The sequence below is a fragment of the Actinosynnema sp. NPDC023587 genome (assembly GCF_040640215.1).
GTDB lineage: Bacteria > Actinomycetota > Actinomycetes > Mycobacteriales > Pseudonocardiaceae > Actinosynnema.
Genome location: NZ_JBFABG010000011.1, coordinates 246,715 through 267,776 on the forward strand (window position 1 = coordinate 246,715; position 21,062 = coordinate 267,776).

18 protein-coding genes are annotated in these 21,062 nt (G+C 73.0%); 10 read left to right on the top strand and 8 right to left on the bottom strand.

The features are described from left to right. The first annotated feature begins 18 nt into the window (after positions 1–18). The 4 genes from pgsA to AB0G01_RS26575 are packed head-to-tail and all read left to right on the top strand — an operon-like array spanning position 19 to position 3,633. Positions 19–627 (top strand): phosphatidylinositol phosphate synthase, encoded by a 609-nt coding sequence (gene pgsA / locus AB0G01_RS26560; RefSeq protein ID WP_360950352.1) that lies wholly within the window; start codon positions 19–21, stop codon positions 625–627. Next, entirely contained in the window at positions 624–1,556 is a 933-nt protein-coding gene (locus AB0G01_RS26565) for a phosphatidylinositol mannoside acyltransferase (RefSeq protein WP_360950355.1), read from the top strand. The genes pgsA and AB0G01_RS26565 overlap by 4 nt, the downstream gene beginning before the upstream one ends. Then, positions 1,553–2,671 (top strand): glycosyltransferase family 4 protein, encoded by a 1,119-nt coding sequence (locus tag AB0G01_RS26570; RefSeq protein WP_360950358.1) that lies wholly within the window; start codon positions 1,553–1,555, stop codon positions 2,669–2,671. The genes AB0G01_RS26565 and AB0G01_RS26570 overlap by 4 nt, the downstream gene beginning before the upstream one ends. Continuing rightward, positions 2,668–3,633, top strand: coding sequence for an NUDIX domain-containing protein (locus tag AB0G01_RS26575; RefSeq protein WP_360950361.1), 966 nt, complete (start codon positions 2,668–2,670; stop codon positions 3,631–3,633). Before AB0G01_RS26570 ends, AB0G01_RS26575 begins: the two co-directional genes overlap by 4 nt. Positions 3,634–3,712: 79 nt before the next feature. On the opposite strand, the gene AB0G01_RS26580 is transcribed toward AB0G01_RS26575, so the two are convergent. From AB0G01_RS26580 to AB0G01_RS26600, 5 genes are all read right to left on the bottom strand, one after another. Beyond that, the gene (locus AB0G01_RS26580) at positions 3,713–4,087 is read right to left on the bottom strand and encodes a PH domain-containing protein (protein WP_041312814.1); all 375 of its coding nucleotides are present in this window, start codon (positions 4,085–4,087) and stop codon (positions 3,713–3,715) included. A gap of 426 nt (positions 4,088–4,513) precedes the next feature. Continuing rightward, positions 4,514–5,023 (bottom strand): DUF4240 domain-containing protein, encoded by a 510-nt coding sequence (locus AB0G01_RS26585; RefSeq protein ID WP_360950364.1) that lies wholly within the window; start codon positions 5,021–5,023, stop codon positions 4,514–4,516. A 62-nt stretch (positions 5,024–5,085) separates the two neighbouring features. Further along, the gene (locus AB0G01_RS26590) at positions 5,086–6,078 is read right to left on the bottom strand and encodes a TIGR03842 family LLM class F420-dependent oxidoreductase (RefSeq protein WP_360950367.1); all 993 of its coding nucleotides are present in this window, start codon (positions 6,076–6,078) and stop codon (positions 5,086–5,088) included. A gap of 10 nt (positions 6,079–6,088) precedes the next feature. Further along, on the bottom strand, positions 6,089–7,474 hold the full coding sequence (hydA, locus tag AB0G01_RS26595) for a dihydropyrimidinase (RefSeq protein ID WP_360950370.1): 1,386 nt from the start codon (positions 7,472–7,474) through the stop codon (positions 6,089–6,091). Further along, positions 7,471–8,313 (bottom strand): nitrilase-related carbon-nitrogen hydrolase, encoded by an 843-nt coding sequence (locus tag AB0G01_RS26600; RefSeq protein ID WP_360950373.1) that lies wholly within the window; start codon positions 8,311–8,313, stop codon positions 7,471–7,473. Before AB0G01_RS26600 ends, hydA begins: the two co-directional genes overlap by 4 nt. Before the next feature lie 530 nt (positions 8,314–8,843). Here AB0G01_RS26600 and AB0G01_RS26605 point away from each other — a divergent pair. The 3 genes from AB0G01_RS26605 (at position 8,844) to AB0G01_RS26615 (ending at position 12,082) form a co-directional block, all read left to right on the top strand. Continuing rightward, complete coding sequence (locus AB0G01_RS26605; RefSeq protein ID WP_360950376.1) at positions 8,844–9,830, top strand: LysR family transcriptional regulator; 987 nt, start codon at positions 8,844–8,846, stop codon at positions 9,828–9,830. A 116-nt stretch (positions 9,831–9,946) separates the two neighbouring features. Continuing rightward, positions 9,947–11,383 (top strand): S1 family peptidase, encoded by a 1,437-nt coding sequence (locus tag AB0G01_RS26610; RefSeq protein ID WP_360950379.1) that lies wholly within the window; start codon positions 9,947–9,949, stop codon positions 11,381–11,383. Between the two features lie 225 nt (positions 11,384–11,608). Further along, positions 11,609–12,082: a hypothetical protein gene (locus AB0G01_RS26615; RefSeq protein WP_360950382.1), complete on the top strand. Its 474-nt coding sequence runs from the start codon at positions 11,609–11,611 to the stop codon at positions 12,080–12,082. Positions 12,083–12,155: 73 nt separating this feature from the next. Here the strand turns inward: AB0G01_RS26615 and AB0G01_RS26620 are convergent, their stop codons facing one another. After that, a complete protein-coding gene (locus tag AB0G01_RS26620; protein ID WP_360950385.1) occupies positions 12,156–13,769 on the bottom strand; it encodes a PucR family transcriptional regulator ligand-binding domain-containing protein in 1,614 nt (537 codons plus the stop codon). Between the two features lie 108 nt (positions 13,770–13,877). Here AB0G01_RS26620 and AB0G01_RS26625 point away from each other — a divergent pair, with 108 nt between their 5' ends. After that, a complete protein-coding gene (locus tag AB0G01_RS26625; protein ID WP_360950388.1) occupies positions 13,878–15,179 on the top strand; it encodes an aspartate aminotransferase family protein in 1,302 nt (433 codons plus the stop codon). Continuing rightward, a complete protein-coding gene (locus AB0G01_RS26630; protein ID WP_360950391.1) occupies positions 15,176–16,666 on the top strand; it encodes a CoA-acylating methylmalonate-semialdehyde dehydrogenase in 1,491 nt (496 codons plus the stop codon). Before AB0G01_RS26625 ends, AB0G01_RS26630 begins: the two co-directional genes overlap by 4 nt. 106 nt (positions 16,667–16,772) lie before the next feature. Here AB0G01_RS26630 and AB0G01_RS26635 read toward each other — a convergent pair whose 3' ends face one another. Together AB0G01_RS26635 and AB0G01_RS26640 are read right to left on the bottom strand one after the other, a co-directional pair. Then, the gene (locus tag AB0G01_RS26635) at positions 16,773–18,830 is read right to left on the bottom strand and encodes an elongation factor G-like protein EF-G2 (RefSeq protein WP_360950394.1); all 2,058 of its coding nucleotides are present in this window, start codon (positions 18,828–18,830) and stop codon (positions 16,773–16,775) included. Between the two features lie 159 nt (positions 18,831–18,989). Next, positions 18,990–19,964, bottom strand: a complete 975-nt coding sequence (locus AB0G01_RS26640) for an alpha/beta hydrolase (RefSeq protein WP_360950397.1) — start codon at positions 19,962–19,964, stop codon at positions 18,990–18,992. Positions 19,965–20,016: 52 nt separating this feature from the next. Between AB0G01_RS26640 and AB0G01_RS26645 the strand changes: the two genes are divergently transcribed. Continuing rightward, a complete protein-coding gene (locus AB0G01_RS26645) occupies positions 20,017–20,862 on the top strand; it encodes a PaaX family transcriptional regulator C-terminal domain-containing protein (protein WP_360950400.1) in 846 nt (281 codons plus the stop codon). Positions 20,863–21,062 lie beyond the last annotated feature (200 nt).

A 21,062-nucleotide genomic window follows, 5' to 3' on the forward strand; every position in this document is an offset into this window, starting at 1 on the left:
AGGTGCAGTCGCCGCCTTATGTTGAACATCTTCGCCCGCGCGTCGGTCTCACGCGTCACCGATCCGATCGGGGCGTGGCTGCTGCGACGCGGCCTCACCCCGAACACCGTCACGGTGCTGGGCACCGTCTGCTCCGTCGCGGCGTCGCTGTGGTTCATCCCGCGCGGGCAGTTGTTCACCGGGGCCGCCGTGGTCACCGCGTTCCTGCTGTTCGACCTGATCGACGGCGCGATGGCCCGCGCGCAGGGCGGCGGCACCGCGTACGGCGCGGTGCTCGACGCCAGTTGCGACCGGATCGCCGACGGCGCGCTGTTCGCCGCCGTCGCCTGGTGGTGCTTCGGCGCGGGGGAGCACGGGCTCGCCGCGGCGACCCTGGTGTCGCTGGTCGGCGCGCAGGTCACCTCGTACGTGAAGGCGCGGGCGGAAGCGTCCGGGCTGACGGCGGACGTCGGCCTCGCCGAGCGGGCGGACCGGTTCGTCGTCGTGCTGATCGGCGTCGGGCTGCACGGCCTCGGCGTGCCCTACGTCCTGCCGGTGGCGCTGTACCTGCTCGCCGCGCTGATCGTCATCACCGTGGCGCAGCGCCTGCTGGCCGTGCGGCAAGCCGCGAAGGAGTCGGCCACGTGAAGGAACGCCTGACCGACCTGGGCTTCGCCGCGGGCTGGCGGCTGGTCCGCCTGCTGCCGGAGAAGTGGGCGGTCGCGCTGTTCGAGCGGGCCGCCGACTGGGCGTCCGGTCGCGGCGGCGACGGCATCCGGCAGTTGCACGCCAACCTGCGCCGGGTCGTGCCGCGCGCCGGCGCGGCCGAGATGGACGAACTGGTGCGGCTGTCGGTCCGGTCCTACGCGCGGTACTGGCGGGAGGCGTTCCGGCTGCCGTCGATGGACCTCCAGGCCCTCTACCTCGAATCCGACCGGACCATGACCGGCGTGGAGAACCTCGACGCGGCGCTCGCGGCGGGCAACGGCGCGATCGTGGCGCTGCCGCACTGCGGCAACTGGGACGTCGCGGGCGTGTGGCTGGTCCGGCACGCCGGCGGGTTCACCACCGTCGCCGAGCGGCTCAAGCCCGAATCGCTGTACCGCCGGTTCATCGCGTTCCGCGAGAGCCTGGGCTTCGAGGTGCTGCCGCTGACCGGCGGCGACCGCAACCCGGCGGTCGTGCTCGCCGAGCGGCTGCGCGCCAACGGCGTGGTCTGCCTGCTCGCCGACCGCGACCTGACCGCCGGCGGCGTGCCGGTGACGTTCTTCGGCGAGCAGACCATGATGCCCGCCGGACCCGCGCACCTGGCCGCCACGACCGGCGCGGCGCTGCTCCCGGCCACCCTGTGGTTCACCGAGGAGGGGTGGGTGTTCCGCATCCACCCGCCGCTGCGCGTCACCGGCCTCAAGGGCGTGGCACCGGCGACCCAGCAGTTGGCCGACGTGTTCGCCGCCGACATCGCGGCCCACCCCACGGACTGGCACATGCTCCAGAAGCTGTGGCTCGCCGACCTGCCGGAGAGCAGGCAGAAGGCGTTGCGCCGGGTGCTGTCCCGCAGGGAGGACGTCGGGTGAGGGTCGGCATCGTCTGCCCGTACTCCTTCGAGGTGCCCGGAGGAGTGCAGGCGCACGTGGTCGACCTGGCGCGCGCGCTGCGCTCGCTCGGGCACGAGGTGGAGGTGCTCGGCCCGGCCGACGACGACACGCCGGTGCCGGAGTTCGTCACCTCCGCCGGGCGCGCGGTGGGCATCCCGTACAACGGGTCGGTGGCCCGGCTGTCGTTCGGCCCGGTGTCGTTCTCCCGCGTCCGGCGGTGGATCGCCGAGCACGACTTCGACGTCCTGCACCTGCACGAGCCGACCGCGCCGTCGCTGTCCATGCTGGCGCTGATGGTGGCCGACGGGCCGATCGTGGCGACGTTCCACACGTCCACGCCGCGTTCCAAGATGCTCTCCGCGTTCCAGGTGGTGCTCCAGCCGTTCCTGGAGAAGATCACCGCCCGGATCGCGGTGTCCGCGCTGGCCCGGCGGGTGCAGGTGGAGCACCTGGGCGGCGACGCGGTGGAGATCCCCAACGGGGTGGACGTCGGCTTCTTCGCCGACGCCGACCCGCTGGAGGGCTACCCGCGACCCGGCGGCACGATCGGGTTCGTCGGCCGGTTCACCGAGCCGCGCAAGGGGATGCCGGTGCTGCTGGAGGCGTTCCGGGAGCTGCCCGGGGACGTGCGGCTGCTGATCGTCGGCCGGGGTGACGAGAGCGAGCTGCGCAAGGCCGCCGGACCCGCCCTGGCCTCCCGGATGGACTTCCTGGGCATGGTGGACGACGAGACCAAGGCCCGCGCGCTGCGCAGCGTGGACGTGTACTGCGCGCCGAACACCGGCGGCGAGAGCTTCGGCATCATCCTCACCGAGGCGATGTCGGCCGGCACCCCCGTGGTGGCCGCCGACCTGGACGCGTTCCGGCGGGTGCTGGACGACGGCGAGGCCGGCGTGCTGACGCCGGTCGGGGACTCGGCGGCGCTGGCCCGCGCGCTGCGCGACCTGCTCGGCGACCAGGCCCGGCGCGCGGAGTACGTGGACGCGGCCCGCCGGCGGGTGATGACCTACGACTGGTCGGTGGTGGCCGGGCAGGTGCTGCGGGTCTACGAGAGCGCGATGGCGGCGGACCCGCGACAGGTGGGGGAGGCGTGACCAGCTCCGGCATGGCGTTGACGTTCCTGGTGCTGCTCGGCCTGATCGTGCTGGTGGGTCCGGGAGTCCTGGGCACCGCGAACCGGCTGGACCGGCTGCACGTGCGCACCGACGCCGCGTGGGCCGCGTTGGACGCCGCCCTGGCGCGGCGGGCCGTGGTGACCCGCGCGGTGGCGGTGCTGTGCGACGCGCCGGAGCTGCGCGACGCGGCGGACCGGGCCGAGCGGGCGACGCGGCCCGACCGCGAGGCGGCCGAGAACGAGCTCAGCGGTGTGCTGGAAGACCTGGACCGGTCGGCGCTGGCCCCGGAGCTCGCGGCCGAGCTGTCCGACGCCGAGCAGCGGGTGGTGCTGGCGCGGCGGGTGCACAACGACGCCGTGCGGGACACGTTGGCGCTGCGGCGCTGGCGGCTGGTGCGCTGGCTGCGCCTGGCGGGCACCGCGCCGACGCCGGCGTACTTCGAGATCGCCGAACCGCTGGAGGACCTGCCGACCCGGCGGGTGTCCGCGCGGGTCGTGCTCGCCGACCCGGCCGGCCGGGTGCTGCTGTTCGAGGGCTTCGACCCGGCGCGGCCCGACGAGCTGTTCTGGTTCACCGTGGGCGGCGGTGTCGAGCACGCCGAAGACCTGCGGGCGGCGGCGCTGCGCGAGGCGTTCGAGGAGACCGGGCTGGAGCTCGCGCCGGACGACCTGGTCGGCCCGGTGTGGAAGCGGCGGGCGGTGTTCAGCTTCGACGGGCTCAGCTACGCGGCCGAGGAGTGGTTCTTCGTGTGCCGCCGGGACGCGGCGGACGTCGACACGTCCCGGTTCAACGAGGTGGAGCGGCACACCATTCGCGGCCATCGGTGGTGGTCGGTGGAGGAACTGCGCGCCACCGACGACACCGTCTACCCCGTGCAACTGGCCGAGATCCTGCCCGAAGCGCTGGCCGGCTGGGACGGCGTGACCCGCTCGGTGCGCTGAGCCGGCGGCGTGGTCCTCGGGGGACGGCGAGTGGTGGGGCGGCCCGGAACGACGACCGCCGCCGGCTTCGAGGACGGTCTCAGAGGATGAAGGTGGCGATCATCTGGCCGAGCAGGCGGACGTCGGCGTGGCCTCGGAACTCCAGGCGGACCTGGCCCAGGCCGGAGAACCAGAGGTCGAGCTCGGCGTCCATGTCGAAGGTGCCCGCCGTCTCGATGGAGAACGCCTGCACCCGGCTGTAGGGCAGCGACGTGAAGTCCTTCTTGCGGCCCGTCATGCCCTGGACGTTGACCGCGATCACCCGCTTGTTGGTGAACACCACGAAGTCGCGCACGGTCTTGAAGCACGACACGATCTGCTCGCCCTGGATCATGATCGGCGACACCTGCGGCGCGATGTCCTCAGGCCGGCACGGCGCGAGCTTGAACACGGACGCTTTCTCGAAGTCGATCACGCTCTCGACGGTAGCACCGGATCGGCGGCCGGTGGAGGCTCGCGCGGTCGAGCCCGCGGACTGCCGCAGCCGGTCGGCACCACGACCGGACGGCGGAACGCCCGCGCCGCACCGGTCCGCCCACCGGGTGCCGATCGCGTCGATCAGGCGGCGGGGATACCGGGTGGATCGACCAGGCCGATCGGGGTGCCGATCGCGTCGACCAGGCGGGCCGGGAGTGCCGGTCGCGTCGGCCAGGTCGGCGAGGCTCGCGCCACGCGGTCACCGCACCGCCGCACCGCCGCACCGCGAACTCCGGCGCGTGGATCACCGCCGGTCGCGCCCGGCCGGGAAGACCCGGCCGAGTGCGTCCCCCTCTGCGTCGTTCCCTCTGCGTTGTTCCCCTTCGGGCGCGTCCCCCTTCGGGCGTGTTTCCCCTGTCGTCGCCTAGGCCCAGCCGGTCGGGTTCGTCGCGGTCTCCCGGGAGATGCCCGAGCCGGTGCCGGGGAACCCGCCGAACAGGTCCGCGTGCAGGTGCGCGAAGAAGTAGCACAGCGCCTCGCACTCGGCGTCCGGCACGGCGAGCCGGGGATTCCGCGACACGGCCTCGTAGAACTCCCGCCCGAGCGCGACGATGAACCCGCGCGCGTACAGGAACCCGTCGTCGGAGCCGTCGGTCACCTCGTGCACGTCACGCCGGTCGATGTCGTGCAGCTTGCGCTCCACCACCCGGTCCAGCGCCGTCAGCTCCTCCGAGGACAGGCCCTCGGTGGCCTGGCGCAGCGCGGTCAGCACGCGGACCAGGTACTCCTCCACCTCGGCCGCCGCGTCGAAGGCGTCCTCCTCGGGATCGCGCTTGGCCAGCGCCGCGCGCGCCCCGTTCGCCTCGGGGCCCACTCCGGCCCAGGCGTCTTCCAGCAGTGCCCAGAACCGGGCTTCGTCGGTCTCGAATGTCACGGTCGGAAGCGTAGCGGGACGGTACGACAATCCACCCCGCGCACGCCTCCGACCTGCGTCGATCACACTCGCGGCAGCACCTCGTCCCCGTACGCGGCAAGGGTTTCGCCCCGGGCGTCGTGCATCAGGTAGAGGGCGAAGTTGGACACGCCGAGCTCCCGCAGCTCGTGCAGCCGCTCCACGTGCGCCGCCGCCGGGCCGAGCAGGCAGAACCGGTCCACGATGGAGTCCGGCACGAAGTCGGCCGAGCGGTGGCCCGCCCGGCCGTGGTGGGCGTAGTCGTAGCCCTCCCGGTCCTTGACGTAGTCGGTCAGCGCCCGGGGCACCGCGCCCGAGTCGCCGTACCGGGCCACCAGGTCCGCGACGTGGTTGCCGACCATGCCGCCGAACCACCGCAACTGGTCCCGCTGGTGCGCCAGGTCCTCCCCGACGTACGCGGGCGCGGCCACGCACATCGTGATCGCCGCCGGGTCCCGCCCGGCCGCGAGCGCCGCCTCCCGGACCGTCCCGATGGTCCAGCGCGCGATGTCCGGGTCGGCGGTCTGGAGGATGAAGCCGTCCGCCTGCTCGCCGACCAGTTTCAGCGCGCGCGGGCCGTAGGCGGCCATCCACACCTCCAGCTTCCCGTCGCGCACCCACGGGATGCGCACCGGCGTGCCGTGGTGGACCACCTCCCGCCCCTCGGCCAGCCCCTTCACCACGGCCATCGCCGCGCCGAGCGTGGCCAGCGTCGCGGGCGGCTGCCCGATCACCCGCCGCGCCGAGTCGCCACGGCCGATGCCGCACACCGTGCGGTTGCCGAACATGTCGTTCAGCGTGGCGAACAGCGACGCCATCACGGACCAGTCGCGGGTGCTCGGGTTGGTCACCATCGGACCCACGACCAGGCGCTCCGTGGCGGCCAGCACCTGCGAGTAGATGACGAACGGCTCCTGCCACAGCACCGTCGAGTCGAACGTCCAGCCGTAGCGGAAACCCCTGTCCTCGGCGGCTTTCAGCCCCGCCACGACGTCCCGCGCGGGCGGGTCGGTCTGCAACACCACACCGAAGTCCACAGCGGACCCCCTAGACCAGGTACTGGTTGAGCTCGCGGGGCAGGAAGCGGCCGTGCCCGACCGCGCCGCGGAAGCCGGAGCCGTCCACCACGACCCGGCCGCGCGACAGCACGGTGTCCACCCGGCCGGTGAGCTCCATGCCCTCGTACGCCGAGTAGTCCACGTTCATGTGGTGGGTGGCGGCCGACACCGTCTGCTTCGCGGTCGGGTCGTACACCACGAGGTCGGCGTCCGCGCCGGGCGCGACCACACCCTTGCGCGGGTGCAGGCCGAACATCCGCGCGGGCGTGGTGGAGGTGATCTCCACCCACCGCTCCAGGCTGATCTCGCCCCGCACCACGCCCTGGTGCAGCAGGTCCACCCGGTGTTCGACGCCCGGGATGCCGTTGGGGATCTTGGAGAAGTCGCCGCGCCCGAGCTCCTTCTGGTCCTTGAAGCAGAACGGGCAGTGGTCGGTCGACACCACGGACAGGTCGTTGGTGCGCAGTCCCCGCCACAGCTCGGACTGGTGCTCCCGGGGGCGCAGCGGAGGGGAGGCCACGTACTTCGAACCCTCGAAGTCCGGCCTGGCCAGGTCTTCCAGCGACAGGTAGAGGTACTGCGGGCACGTCTCGGCGAACACGTTCTGGCCGGTGTCGCGCGCCTTCGCCACCGCGTCCAACGCCTGCGCGGCGGACAGGTGCACGACGTAGAGCGGCGCGCCGGTCACCTTCGCCAGGGTGATCGCCCGGGACGTGGCCTCGCCCTCCAGCTCGGCCGGCCTGGTCAGGCCGTGCTCCACCGGGTCGGTGCGGCCCTCGGCGAGGGCCTGGGCGACGAGTTCGTCGATCGCGATGCCGTTCTCGGCGTGCATCATGACCGTCGCGCCGATCTCCCGCGCCTTGCGCATCGCGCGCAGGATCTCGCCGTCGGTGGCGTAGAAGACGCCGGGGTAGGCCATGAACAGCTTGAACGTGTTCACGCCCGCCGCCGCGCACGACTCCATCTCCTTGAGCGACGAGTCGTTCACGTCGGAGACGATCATGTGGAACCCGTAGTCGATCGCGCAGTTGCCGTCCGCCTTGGCGTGCCACCGGTCCAGCGCGGCCTCCAGCGAGGTGCCCTTGGCCTGCACCGCGAAGTCGACGATCGTCGTCGTGCCGCCCCACGCCGCCGCCGTGGTGCCGGTGGCGAACGTGTCGGTGGAGGACGTGCCGCCGAAGGGCATCTCCATGTGCGTGTGCGCGTCGATGCCGCCGGGGATCACGTACTTGCCCGTCGCGTCGATCGTCTCGTCGGCCCGGACCGGGAACCCGGGCACCAGCAGCGCCGCGATCGTCTCGCCGGCCACCAGCACGTCGGCGGCCACGGCCCCGGTCGCGTTCACCACGAGACCGCCCTTCACCAGGGTGGTCACGGCGTCACCAGCGAGTCGTAGGTGTCCGGGCGGCGGTCGCGGTAGAACGCCCAGAGGTCGCGCACCTCGGCCAGCCGGTCCATGTCCAGGTCGCGGACGACCACCTCCTCCTCGGTGTCCGAGGCGGCCTCGCCGACCAGTTGCCCGCGCGGGTCCACGAAGTACGACTGGCCGTAGAAGTCGTTGTCGCCCAGCGGCTCCACGCCGACCCGGTTGATCGTGCCCACGTAGTACTCGTTGGCCACGGCGGCGGCGGGCTGCTCCAGCCGCCACAGGTACTCCGACAGGCCGCGCGAGGTGGCCGAGGGGTTGAACACGATCCGCGCCCCGCCCAGGCCCAGCGCGCGCCAGCCCTCCGGGAAGTGCCGCTCGTAGCAGATGTACACGCCGATCTTGCCGATCGCGGTGTCGAACACCGGGTAGCCCAGGTTGCCGGGCCGGAAGTAGAACTTCTCCCAGAACCCCTCCACCTGCGGGATGTGGTTCTTGCGGTGCTTGCCCAGGTAGGTGCCGTCCGCGTCGATCACCGCGGCGGTGTTGAAGTACACGCCGGGCTGCTCCTGCTCGTACAGGGGCACGACCAGCACCACCCCGTGCCGCTCGGCCACCCGGCACATCAGCTCGGTGGTCGGGCCGTCCGGGACGCCCTCGGTGTAGGAGTAGTAGTCGGCGTCCTGGACCTGGCAGAAGTAAGGGCCGTAGAACAGCTCTTGGAGGCACACGACCTGGGCACCCCGCGATGCGGCGGTGCGGACCGCCTCCACCGCGTTCGCGATCATCGAATCCTTGTCGCCGGTCCACCTCTGCTGGACCAGACCCGCTCGGACGATGGTGCTCACGAGTTCTCCTTCCGCGATGCCGGGCCAGGCGGACGAGTACGCCACCGACCAGCCCGACGACCCGGTTGTAGTCGTAGAGCGGTGCGGGGGACGGGATCAGGCCGCCCACCGCGAACGTGATCCTCTTCGGGAACGCGTCGGGGAAGTCCCCGGACGGGCCCACCGCGTCCGCCGCGAGGAGCGCCCGCCCGGTCCGTGCCCAGCGCCGCCGGCGCGCATCCGGGGACGTCGTGCTCCACGCGCCCGTCGGGACCGGGTGTGACCTGCGCTGCGGAGTCGAGGGCCATCGGTCCCTCCCCTGTTACGCTCGTGAAACTCCCACCGGTTGCGGCGCTCCGGCGCGATTTCCCTCCCGGCATCCTCGGGTCGTTCCGCATGCGCTGGGCAGTGTCACAGTGTCCACGCTTGTCATGATCCGGGCACACTCTGTCCACCGCCGGCCCGCGTTCGGCACCACTCGGCCCGGAATGGGGCCACTCCGCGTCCCCAGCCCCTCGACTGGGTGTTAACAGTGACCTACCGTCGTGTGGATGAAGCTCGAACTGAGACACCTGCGGGTCGTGTGCGCGATCGCCGACGCGGGCAGCCTCTCGAAGGCGTCTTCCTTGCTGGGCCTCGCGCAACCCGCTCTCACCGCGCAACTGCACCGGATCGAGAGCCTGCTCGGTGGCAAGCTGTTCGAGCGAGACCACAAGGGCGCGCGGACCACTCCGCTCGGCGAACTCGTGCTGGAACGCGCCCGCGTCCTGCTGCCCGCCTTCTCGCGCCTCCAGGAGGACGCGCTCCGGCTGGTCGATGACAACATGCCGAGCGAGCGGTACCGGGTCGGCGCGGTGAACGGGCCGATGCTCGGCGGCGTCGTGCACCGGATCACCGAGTCGCACCCCGGCGCGCACGTCAGCACCCAGGTGTCCTGGTCCAACGAGGAGCTCGCCGGCGCGGTCGCGCAGGGCCGGCTGGACTACGTGCTGGCCGCGGTCTGCGGCGACGCGCCGCCGCCCTCGGAGTACGGGCTGACCTGGAGCGTGATCGCGGTCGACCCGATCTTCGTGCTGATCCCCGAAGAGCACCCGTTCACCCTGCTCGACGAGGTGGAGCTGGGGCAGCTCAAGGAGATGCAGTGGGCCGTGGTGCCCGGTGACGGCTGCTTCGGCGAGTGCTTCGTCGCCGCGTGCAGCCGCTCCGGCTTCACCCCGCGGACCATGTACGAGGTCGACATCAACAGTTGCATCGACCTGGCCGCGTCCGGCGACGCCGTGGCGCTGTGCCAGCCCACGTTCCGCCGCGCGCCCGGTGTCGTCGCGATCCCGCTCGCCGGCGCTCCGCTGCGGTGGCGGCACCTGATCGGCTGGGACCCGGAGAGCCCCGCGGCCGAGTTCGGCCCGCACGTGCTGCGGTACGCGGGAGAGGCATATCGGGACACCGCGGAACGCAATCCCCGTTACGCGGCGTGGCTGCGCTCGCACCCCGATTTCGGCGTCGTCCGCTACCACGCCCGGGAGCCGGTGAGCAGTTGAACACCCGAATGCACCACCATCACGCCGTCGTATGACCTAGCCGGTATTACCGCGAACGGACGGATCGAAATTACTTTTCACGGGGAATCCCTGCACTCCTTCGAGGAGAAATTCCCATGTCGACACTGTTCAGACCACTGGCGCTGGCCGCAGCGCTGTTGACCGCCGGAGCCCTGGCTCCCACCGCCCAGGCCGCCCCGGCGGACCAGGGCACCGAGATCCTCGCCGCGATCCAACGAGACCTGGGCCTGAACGCGGCCCAGGCCGCCGACCGGCTGTCGGCCGACCGGGCGTCCGGCGACACGGCCCGCGACCTGCGCAAGCGGCTGAACGACCGGTTCGGCGGCGCGTGGATCGACGCCTCCGGCACCCTGACCGTCGGCGTCACCACGCAGGCCGACCTGGACCAGGTCGGTCGCGGTCGCGGCCGGCTCGTGCAGCGCAGCGAGCACGACCTCGACGCGGTCAAGTCCACTTTGGACCGGAACGTCGCGAGGGCTCCCCGGTCCGTCCCCGGCTGGTACGTCGACCTGCCCACGAACACCGTCGTGGTCAAGTCGCAGCCGGCCAAGCTGTCCGCCGCCCGCGCGTTCGTCGCGGCCAGCGGCGTCACCGCGTCGGCGGTGCGGTACGTGGCCACGACCGAAGCCCCGCGACCGCTGATCGACGTCATCGGCGGGAACGCCTACAACATCGGCAGCGGATCGCGCTGCTCGGTCGGCTTCTCGGTCAACGGCGGCTTCATCACCGCCGGGCACTGCGGCACCACGGGCGCGTCGACCTCTGGCCCGAGCGGTTCGTTCCGGGGTTCTTCCTTCCCGGGCAACGACTACGCGTGGGTGCAGGTGGCGGCCGGCAACACGCCGCGCGCGCTGGTCAACAACTACTCCGGCGGCACGGTGTCGGTCTCGGGGTCGCAGGACGCGCCGGTCGGTTCGACGGTGTGCCGGTCGGGTTCCACCACGGGTTGGCACTGCGGCACCATCCAGGCCCGCAACTCGTCGGTGTCCTACCCGCAGGGGACGGTGACCGGCCTGATCCAGACCACGGTCTGCGCGGAGCCCGGTGACTCCGGCGGCTCGCTGGTCGCGGGCACCCAGGCGCAGGGCGTCACCTCCGGCGGGTCGGGCAACTGCCGGACCGGTGGCACGACGTACTTCCAGCCGGTCAACGAGATCCTCCAGGCCTACGGCCTGACGCTGCTGACCGGCGGCGGTGGCGGCACCCCGAACCCGCCCACCGGCTGCGCCTCGGCGGAGGCCCGGTACACCGGTTCCCTCGCCTCGGGCGGTCAGGTGTTCCAGCCGAACAACAGCTACTACCAGTCCACGGTGTCCGGCGCGCACGTCGGCTGCCTGGCGGGGCCGGGCAACGCCGACTACGACCTGTACCTCCAGAAGTGGAACGGCAGCTCGTGGGTCGTCGTGGCCAAGGGCGACACCCCGGCCGCCAACGAGACCGTGACGTACAACGGCACCCCCGGGTACTACCGGTTCCAGGTGCACGCGTACAGCGGGTCCGGGAGCTACACGCTGGGGATCACCAACCCCTGATTCCCGGGGAGATGACCCCGTCGTGGGTCCGCGCGGAGTCTCCCCCGCGCGGGCCCGCGACGGGCGTCCGCCGACCGTCCGCTGTGGACGTTCCACGGGGCTTCCCGATCGAGTGACGGCTACTACGCAGCGTCAGTCACTCGATCGAGAGGGTTTGGCGGGCGGGACGGGGTGCCGATGATGGGTTGGTCAACCGTTTCGGTCCCCAATCAGGATGGGAAAATCGTGTCTGCACACCGCAACCGCGGAATTCTGCGCGCCGCCGCCCTGCTCGCCGCCGGCGCGGCCCCGCTGCTGGCCGGCACCGGCTCCGCAGCGGCCGAGGCTCCGCTGAACACCGTGGAGGGCAAGATCGGCGAGGCCGCCCAGCGCATCGACGCCGGCGTGGCCAAGCCGGTCACCGAGCTGATCGCCGGCCAGGCGGTCACGCTGCCCGCGCCGGTCCAGGCACCCGTGGCGTCCGCGCCGCAGTTGCCGTCCTCGTCCGGCCTGGTGCCGCCGGTGGCCCAGCTCCCCGGCCTGCCCCAGCTCCCCCTCGTGCCGAAGGCCGCCCCCGCGCCCCAGGCCCGCGAGGTCACCGCTCCCGGCGTCGCGAAGCTGCCCGGCGCGCCGGAGATCAAGGCCCCGACCGTGACCAAGCCCGCCGTGCCGGGTCTGCCGGGTGGGGCGGGTCCGGTCGCCCTCCCGGTCCTGGGCTGAGCTCCCGCCGGTTCCGCCCCGGTCCCCCCTGGGCGGAGCCGGCGGCGCGGCATCGCCGATCGGACGCGCGTGGTCAGGACTCGCCCATTTCCTCGACCAGCAGGGCCACGTACAGCGACAGGACCGATTCGGGGTCTTCCAGCGACACCCCGAGAACCTGTTCGATCCGGGACAACTGCTGGTAGTACGCGGTCCGGGACAAATGCGCCGCCGCTGCGGCGGCCGATTTGTTCCCGCCGTTCTCGCAATAACACCGCAGCAGTTCCACCAACCGGCTGCCGTGGTTCGCGTCGCGGTTGATCAACGCGCCCAGTTCGCGGTCCGCGAAAGCGCGCACGCGTTCGTCCTCGCGCAGCAGGTGCAGCAATCCGCGCAACCGGACGTCGTCCAGCCGGTGGTAGAGCCGGGTGCCCGGCGACCGCAGCGCCGCACCCGCGATGTGCGCCGCCTCCCCGAGGCTGCGCCGCACGTCGGCCGTCGCCGACACGGTGGTGCCGACCGCGATCACCACCGGCAGCGCGTGCTGCGTCGCGGCGGCGGTCCGGTGCACCTCGCGGGCCAGCCGGCGCAGCACGCCGTCCAGGCCGGCGGCGGGCGGCAGCGACAGCAGGGCCCGGACGCTGGTGTCGTCCACGACCCCGACCAGCGCGGGCACGGTCACCCGGCGGGTGGCCAGCGCCGTCGCCTCGGCCAGGTCCCGCAGCACCTCCTGGGTGGCCAGCGCCTGCGCGGGCGCGGTGGCCGCGCCCGGCCGGATCGCCACGCCGACCAGTTGCCTGCGGTCCAGCGGCACGCCGAGCGCCGCCGCGCGGGCGGGCAGGTCCGGCGGCGGCCGGTCGAGGAGCTGGGTGAGCAGCGTGCGGTGCGTCTGCCGCTCCAGCGACTCCCGGTCCCGCGCGACCAGCCGGTGCACGGCCAGCGCGGACGCCGCGCGCTCGGCGACCACGACGTGCCGGTGCGGCGGCGGTTCCGGCGACACGACCACCAGCCGGCCCCAGTCCGCCCCGCGCGCGCCGACCACGGTGACCAGCCAGCCCGATTCCCCGTGGTAGGCGGTCCGCTCGGGCAGTGACACCGCCTGGGACCGGGTGCCCCACTCGGCGAGCAGCGCGGTCGGGTCCTGGCCTGCGGCGTCGTAGGCCAGCACCTCGTGCCCCAGGGTCTCCAGCACGACCGGCAGGCCGGAGGTCCGCGCCACCTCGCGCAGCACCTCGGCCGGCTCCGCGCCGGCCACGGTCAGCGCGGTGAACGTCTCGTGCACCTGCTCCGCGGCCCGCAGCTCGGCCAACTGGGCGTCCACGATCAGCCCCACGACTGCCTCGGTGACCGACACGAAACGGGTTTCCCGCGCGAGGGTCACCAGGGGCAGCCCGTGCTTCTCCGCGGCGGCCACGAGCGCACCCGGCACCTCGTCGTCCCACCGCCGCACGAGTTCCACGACCAGCCCGGACGCACCCACGGCGGCCAGGTCGTCCACGTACCGGGCCAGGCCGGCGGGGTCGTCGGGCAGCGCGATCCCCGTGGTCAACACGAGTTCTCCACCGCGCAGCAGGTGCGCGATGTCGACGATCTCCGCGGCGTGCACCCAGCGCACCCGGCGCTGCATCCCGGCCGCGCCCGCGACGACCCGGGGTTCGGCCCGGCGGACGACCGGCAGGGCGAGGGCTTCGGCAACGGTGGGGTACATGGGCACAACGTAATGCGATCCGCTGAAAAGCGGTACACGTTGTGCATGGCGGCGCTGTGGTGTCCCGACCAGACTTCAGCACGGACCACGCTCCCCGAGGAGGACCCGATGGCACCCGAAGAAGGTGTGCACCGCGCCGGCCACGCCGAACTGCTGGCCCGTCACCGCGCGGTGATGCCCGACTGGCTGGCGCTGTACTACGAGCAGCCCATCGAGCTGGCGAGCGCGCGGGGCCGCCGGGTGACCGACCGCGAGGGCAACACCTACCTGGACTTCTTCGCCGGAATCCTGACCAACGCCATCGGCTACGACGTGGCCGAGATCAGCGACGCGGTCCGGGCCCAGCTCGACACCGGCGTGCTGCACAGCTCGACGCTGTACCTGATCCGCGCCCAGGTGGAGCTGGCCGAGAAGATCGCCGGGCTGTCCGGCATCCCGGACGCCAAGGTGTTCTTCACCAACTCCGGCACCGAGGCCAACGAGACCGCGCTGATGCTGGCCACCGGCTTCCGCCGCAGCGACCAGGTGCTGGCGCTGCGCAACTCCTACCACGGCCGGTCGTTCGCGAGCATGGCCGTCACCGGCAACCGGAGCTGGTCGGCGTCCTCGCTCAGCCCGCTCAGGGTGAGCTGGGTGCACGGCGGGTACCGCTACCGCAGCCCGTTCAAGGACCTGTCGGACGCCGACTACGTCAAGGCCTGCGTCGCCGACCTGCGCGAGGTCGTCGAGACGACCACCGCCGGTGACGTGGCGTGCCTGCTGGCCGAGCCGATCCAGGGTGTCGGCGGGTTCGCGACCCCGCCCGACGGGCTGTTCGCGGCGTTCAAGGAGGTGCTCGACGAGTACGGCATCCTGCTGATCTCGGACGAGGTGCAGACCGGGTGGGGGCGCACCGGCGAGCACTTCTGGGGCATCCAGGCGCACGGCGTGACGCCGGACGCGATGACCTTCGCCAAGGGCCTGGGCAACGGGCTGGCCATCGGCGGCGTGGTGGCCCGGGGCGACCTGATGGACAGCGTCACGGCCAACTCGATCTCCACCTTCGGCGGCAACCCGGTGTCCACCGCCGGGGCGCTGGCCACCCTGGACTACCTGCTGGACCACGACCTCCAGGCCAACGCGGCGAAGATGGGCGACCTGCTGGGCACCGGCCTGCGCGCCATCGCCGAGGACCGGCCCGCCGTCGGCGACGTGCGCGGCAAGGGGCTCATGGTCGGCATCGAACTCGTCGGCCCGGCCGGCGAGCCCGACCCGGGGGCCGCCGCCGCCGCGCTGGAGGGCAGCCGGGCGCGCGGGCTGCTGGTCGGCAAGGGGGGCCTGTACGGCAACGTGATCCGGCTCGCGCCGCCGATGACGGTGACCGAGGACGAGGTCGGGGAAGCACTGGGGATTCTGGGGGACGTGCTGTGAGGATCACCCACCGGATCGGCGGGAAGCCCTGGGACGGCGAACCGTCCCGCAGCGGCGAGGTGTACGACCCGGCCACCGGGCAGGTCGCCGCGCACGTCGACTTCGCGTCGGCGGCCACCGTCGACGCCGCCGTGGCGTCGGCCCGATCGGCGTTCGCGGACTGGCGCAACGCGTCGCTGACCCGGCGGGCGAACGTCATGTTCGCGTTCCGGGAGTTGTTGAACGCGCGCAAGGACGAGCTGGCGGCGATCGTGACCGCCGAGCACGGCAAGGTCCTGTCCGACGCGGCGGGCGAGGTGCAGCGCGGGCTGGAGGCGGTGGAGTTCGCGTGCGGCATCCCGCACCTGCTCAAGGGCGGGTTCAGCGAGAACGCCTCGACGCGGGTCGACGTGTACTCCATCCAGCAGGCGTTGGGCGTGGTCGGCGTGATCTCGCCGTTCAACTTCCCCGCGATGGTCCCGCTGTGGTTCGTGCCCAACGCGATCGCGTGCGGCAACGCGGTCGTGCTCAAGCCGTCCGAGAAGGACCCGTCGGCGGCGGTGTTCATCGCGGAGCTGCTCGCCGAGGCGGGGTTGCCCGACGGCGTGCTCAACGTGGTGCACGGCGACAAGGAGGCCGTGGACCGGATTCTGGAGCACCCGGACGTCAAGGCGGTGTCGTTCGTCGGCTCGACGCCGATCGCCCGGTACGTCTACGAGACCGGGACCCGGCACGGCAAGCGGGTGCAGGCGCTGGGCGGGGCGAAGAACCACCTGGTCGTCCTGCCCGACGCCGACCTGGACCAGGCGGCGGACGCGGCGGTGTCGGCGGGCTTCGGCTCGGCGGGGGAGCGGTGCATGGCCATCTCGGTCGTGGTCGCCGTGGACCCGGTCGGCGACGAGCTGGTGGCCAGGATCGGCGAGCGGATCGCCCGGCTGCACGTGGGCGACGGGCGTCGACCGGGCTGCGAGATGGGGCCCCTGGTGACCGGCGCGCACCGGGACAGGGTCGCGTCCTACGTGGACGCCGGTGTCGCGGAGGGCGCGACGCTCGTCGTGGACGGGCGCGGACACCCGGTCGACGGTGCGGCGGGCGGGTTCTGGCTCGGTCCCACGCTGTTCGACCACGTGGGCACGGACATGTCGGTGTACCGCGACGAGATCTTCGGCCCGGTGCTGTCCGTGCTGCGGGTGGCGACCTACGACGACGCGGTGGAGGTGGTCAACGCCAACCCGTACGGCAACGGCACCGCCATCTTCACCAACGACGGCGGCGCGGCGCGGCGCTACCAGAACGAGGTCGAGGTGGGGATGGTCGGCGTCAACGTGCCGATCCCGGTGCCCGTCGCCTACTACTCCTTCGGCGGGTGGAAGGACTCGCTCTTCGGCGACTCGCACGCCTACGGCCCGGAGGGCGTCCACTTCTTCACCCGCACCAAGGTCGTCACCGGCCGCTGGCTCGACCCGTCGCACGGCGGCGTCAACCTCGGCTTCCCGCAGAACACCTGACCGCGCCCGCCGGCGCGCGTCCACGACGTGGGCGTGCGCCGGTCCGGGGCGTGACGCGCGGTGCCGGGTCCGCGCTCGGCGAAGGGTCGCGGGCCCGGCTGCCCGGTCAGGAGATCCGCGCGGCCACCGCCTGGGGCAGCGGGTCGTGGCGGCAGAAGCGGCGGGTGTAGGTGCCGGTGCCGGAGGTCAGCGAGCGCAGTTCGACGGCGTACCGGAGCAGCGCGGTCGCGGGCACCTCGGCCCGGATGACGGTGTGGCCCGCGCTGTCCGCCTCGGTGCCGAGCACCCGGCCGCGCCGCCCGGACAGGTCGCCCAGGACGGTGCCCAGGTGCTCGTCGGGCAGCCGGATCGTCACCTCGTCGACCGGTTCCAGCAGGGCGGTCCGGCCGTTGGCGGCGGCGTCCTTGAGCGCCAGCGACCCGGCGGTCTGGAACGCCGCGTCGGACGAGTCCACCGAGTGCGCCTTGCCGTCCACCAGGGTCACCCGCACGTCCACCACCGGGTGGCCGCCGAGCAGCCCGCGGTCGAGCTGGGCCCGCACGCCCTTCTCCACGCTCGGGATGAACTGGTGGGGGACCGCGCCGCCGACGACCTCGTCGACGAACTCGACGCCGGAGCCGCGCGGCAGCGGCTCGACCACGAGGTCGCACACCGCGTACTGGCCGTGCCCCCCGGACTGCTTCACGTGCCGGCCGCGACCCCGGGCGGGCGCGGCGAACGTCTCGCGCAACGCCACCCGGACCTGCTCGGTGTCGACCTCCGCGCCGCCCGCGCGCAGCCGGGCCAGCACGACGTCGGCGTGCGCCTCGCCCATGCACCACAGCACGAGCTGGCGGGTCTCGGCGTTGCGCTCCAGGCGCAGGGTCGGGTCCCCGGCGACCAGCCGGCCCAGGTTGCGGGCCAGGCTGTCCTCGTCGCTGCGGCTGCGCGGCACGACCGCGACCGGCAGCAGCGGTTCCGGCATCTCCCACGGCGCGACCAGCAGCGGGCGGTCCGGCGCGGACACCGTGTCGCCGGTCTCGGCGGAACCGAGCTTGGTCAGCGCGCACAGGTCCCCGGCCACGCAGTAGGGCACCTCGCGCAGGGTCGCGCCCAGCGGCGAGTAGACGTGCGCGACCCGCTCGTCCGCGTCGTGGTCCTCGTGCCCCCGGTCGGCCATGCCGTGGCCGGACACGTGCACCGGGCGTTCCGGGCGCAGCGTCCCGGAGAACACCCGCACCAGCGACACCCGTCCCACGTAGGAGTCGACGGCGGTGCGCACGACCTCCGCGACCAGCGGGCCGTCCGGGTCGGCGGCGAGCCGGGGGTGCGGGATGCCGTCCACGCCGGTCACCTCGGGCAGCGGGTGCCCCAGCGGCGACGGGAACGCGCGGGCGATCCCGTCCAGCAGCTCGGGCAGGCCCAGGCCGGTCGCCGAGCAGACCGCCATCACCGGGTGGAACGAGCCGCGTCCGACCGCCGTCTCCAGGTCGGCGACGAGCGTGGCCTGGTCGACGTGCTCGCCCGCCAGGTAGCGGTCCAGCAGGGTCTCGTCCTCGCTCTCCGCGATCACGCCCTCGATCAGCGCGTCGCGCTGGTCGCCGTACCGGGGGTCCTCGGTGGTCAGCAGGTTGACCAGGCCGTCGTCGCCGGGCAGGTAGAGCGGCACCACGCCCGCGCCGAACGCCTCCCGGCAGGCGGCGATCTCCCCGGCCACGTCGGCCCGGTGGTGGTCGGTGCGGGCGATCACCACGGCGCGCGGCATGCCGACCGCCGCGCACTCCTCCCACAGCGCGACCGTGGTGGCGTCCACCCCCTCGGCGGCGCTGACGACGAACAGCGCGGCGTCGGCGGCGCGCAGGCCGGCGCGCAGTTCGCCGACGAAGTCCGCGTAGCCGGGCGTGTCGATGAAGTTGATCTTCACGTCGCCGTGCCGGACCGGCGCGACGGCGAGTCCCACCGACCGCTGCTGGCGCACGGCGGCCGGGTCGTGGTCGCAGACGGTGGTGCCTTCGGTGACCGAACCCGCCCTGGTCAGGACGCCGGCGGTGGCGAGCAGGGCCTCGGTGAGCGTCGTCTTGCCGGAGCCGGACGGGCCGACCAGCACGACGTTGCGGACCTTGGCCGGGTTGTCCACAGCGACCGCGCCTGCCGAGTGGCCGTTGTCGGAGTTCTTGGTTCCCATGAGGACCACCCTCCACAAGTGTTTAGTGTTCGATCTCACACCCGTGGCGGCGCTGGGACAAGCCAACCGGACACCTCCAACCCGGCAGGAGGAACCCGGACGTGAGGCACGCGGCGTCACGTCGGCCGAGCCCGCCACCCCCTCCCCGGTCACCGGGGGTCACCGCAACCCCGCCACGAATCGGCGCAGGTCGTCCAGGTAGCCGTCGGCGAACAGCGCGCGCGGCGCGGCGAGGGCCACCGCCGCGGTGGCGAACTCGCCCCGGTCGGCGCGGGTGATGCCGTGCGTGCCGTCGGGGTAGGTCCGCACCTCCAGGCGGCGGACCAGCCGCCGGTACCCGGCCTCGGTGTCGGCGACGTCCACGTGTACGTCCCGCCCGCCGAGCACCAGCAGGGTCGGCACCTCCACCCGGGCGAGGTCCGCCGTCGCGTCCGACTCGTGGTTGGCCCGGATGAACCGCCACCGGTCGGGCGTGAGGTCCGCGTCGCCCACCGCCGCCCGGTGCTCCTCGAAGGTCGACCCGCGCCGCAGGTGGTCGAGCGTGGCCTCGCGCCGGGCGAGGGCGGCGGTGACCTCCTCGGGGGGCGCGCCGCGCTCGCGCAGCTCGGCGAGCAGGTTGAAGCGGCCCTGCTGGTGCCAGTTCACCGCCGGGCCGACCGCGATCAGGAAACCGACGTCCGGGTGCCGGGCCGCCGCCGGCAGCACCCACCCCGCCTGGCTCGCGCCCCACAGGCCGATCCGCTCCGGGTCGATCTCCGGGCGGCCCTTCGCCCAGGCGACCGCGTCCAGCGTCTCGCGGACGCGGTCGGCCATCGTCTGGTGCAGCCAGTTGCCGGGCGCGCCGTTCACACCCGGCTTGTCCCAGGACAGCGAGGCGTAGCCGGCGCGGGCGAACGCCTCCCAGATCGGCCGGTAGAACGTCTCGTGGGTCGCGTCGACGGGCCCGTCCCCGTGCACGAACACCACCAGCCCGTGCCGTCCGCCGGTCTCCGGGAGGGCCAGCACGCCGCGCAGGTCACCGATCTCCACACGCTCTTCGCGCAGGTCATAGGAGTGCTGGTAGGCCAGCCACCCCGCGCCGCCAACGGTCGACACCAACGATCCGACGAGCGCACCGAGCAGCCACCGTCTCATGAGCCACCTCTCGAACTATCGTCTCCTCTACGAACGTAGTAGATTTGAACACATGGACGTCGAGGTGCCCACCAGGACTGTGGTCGAAGCCCTCGTCGGAACGGACGGCACGGTCCGGGCGGACGAGCTGTACGAGGTCGCCGGCGAACTGGGGATGAGCGACCAGCAGGTGCGGCTGTGCGTCAAGCGGCTGGTCGCCGAGCGGAAGTTCACCGTCGAGGGACGCGGTCGGGGGGCGGTGCTCCGCATGACGCCGCCCGCGCGGCGGGCCGCCGAACCGGACGTCGAATTCGTCCGGTTCATGTACCGGCAGGACGCGGGGGAGGTGTCGTGGGACGGCAGGTGGCACCTCGTCGCGTTCGCCGTGCCGGAGTCCCGACGACCCGCCCGGGACGCGCTGCGGGACGCGATCGTGCGCTTGGGCGGCGCGGCGCTGCACGGCGGCCTCTACGTGTCGCCGCACGAGTGGGAGGAGCTGGTCGAAGCCGAGGCCGCGCGACTCGGCGCGCAGTCCGCCGTCACGTTCCTGAGCAGCGCGGACCTGCGCGTCGGCGGTGAGGCGTCGCCGGTCGTGCTGGCCGCCCGGCTGTGGCCGCTGGACGAGGTCGCCGCCCGCCACGAGCGGCTGGCCGAGGTGGCGCGGGTCCGCCTGCGGCGGTTGCGGGAGGGCGCGTCGCGGATCGACCTGCTGCGCATCGCCGTCGAGCTGGCCGCCGAGTTCACCCGGGCCGTGGAACCCGATCCGCTGCTGCCCCCGGAGCTCCTGCCGCAGCCGTGGGCCGGTGCGCGGGCCCGTGCCCTGGTCGCGCGCTGCTGGCACGAGCTGGCGGCGCGGTCCGACCGGTTGCCCGCGCTGTTCCGGGTGTACGACGACGCGGTAGACGTCCGCCGGCGGTGAGCCGAAGGCCGCGCCCCGCCCGGCCGCACGCCGCCGAACGGCGGTCCGCGGTGTGCCGCTCACCTCCCGGCAGCGAGAAGGTGGCGTAGGCCACTACCAGCGGTTGTGTGTCGAGTGGCCTGCTGAGAACGTGCCGGATTGGCCTGCCTGGGCGGTCCACGTGCGACGTACGATGAAGGCGTTGTTCGCTCAAGGAAAGG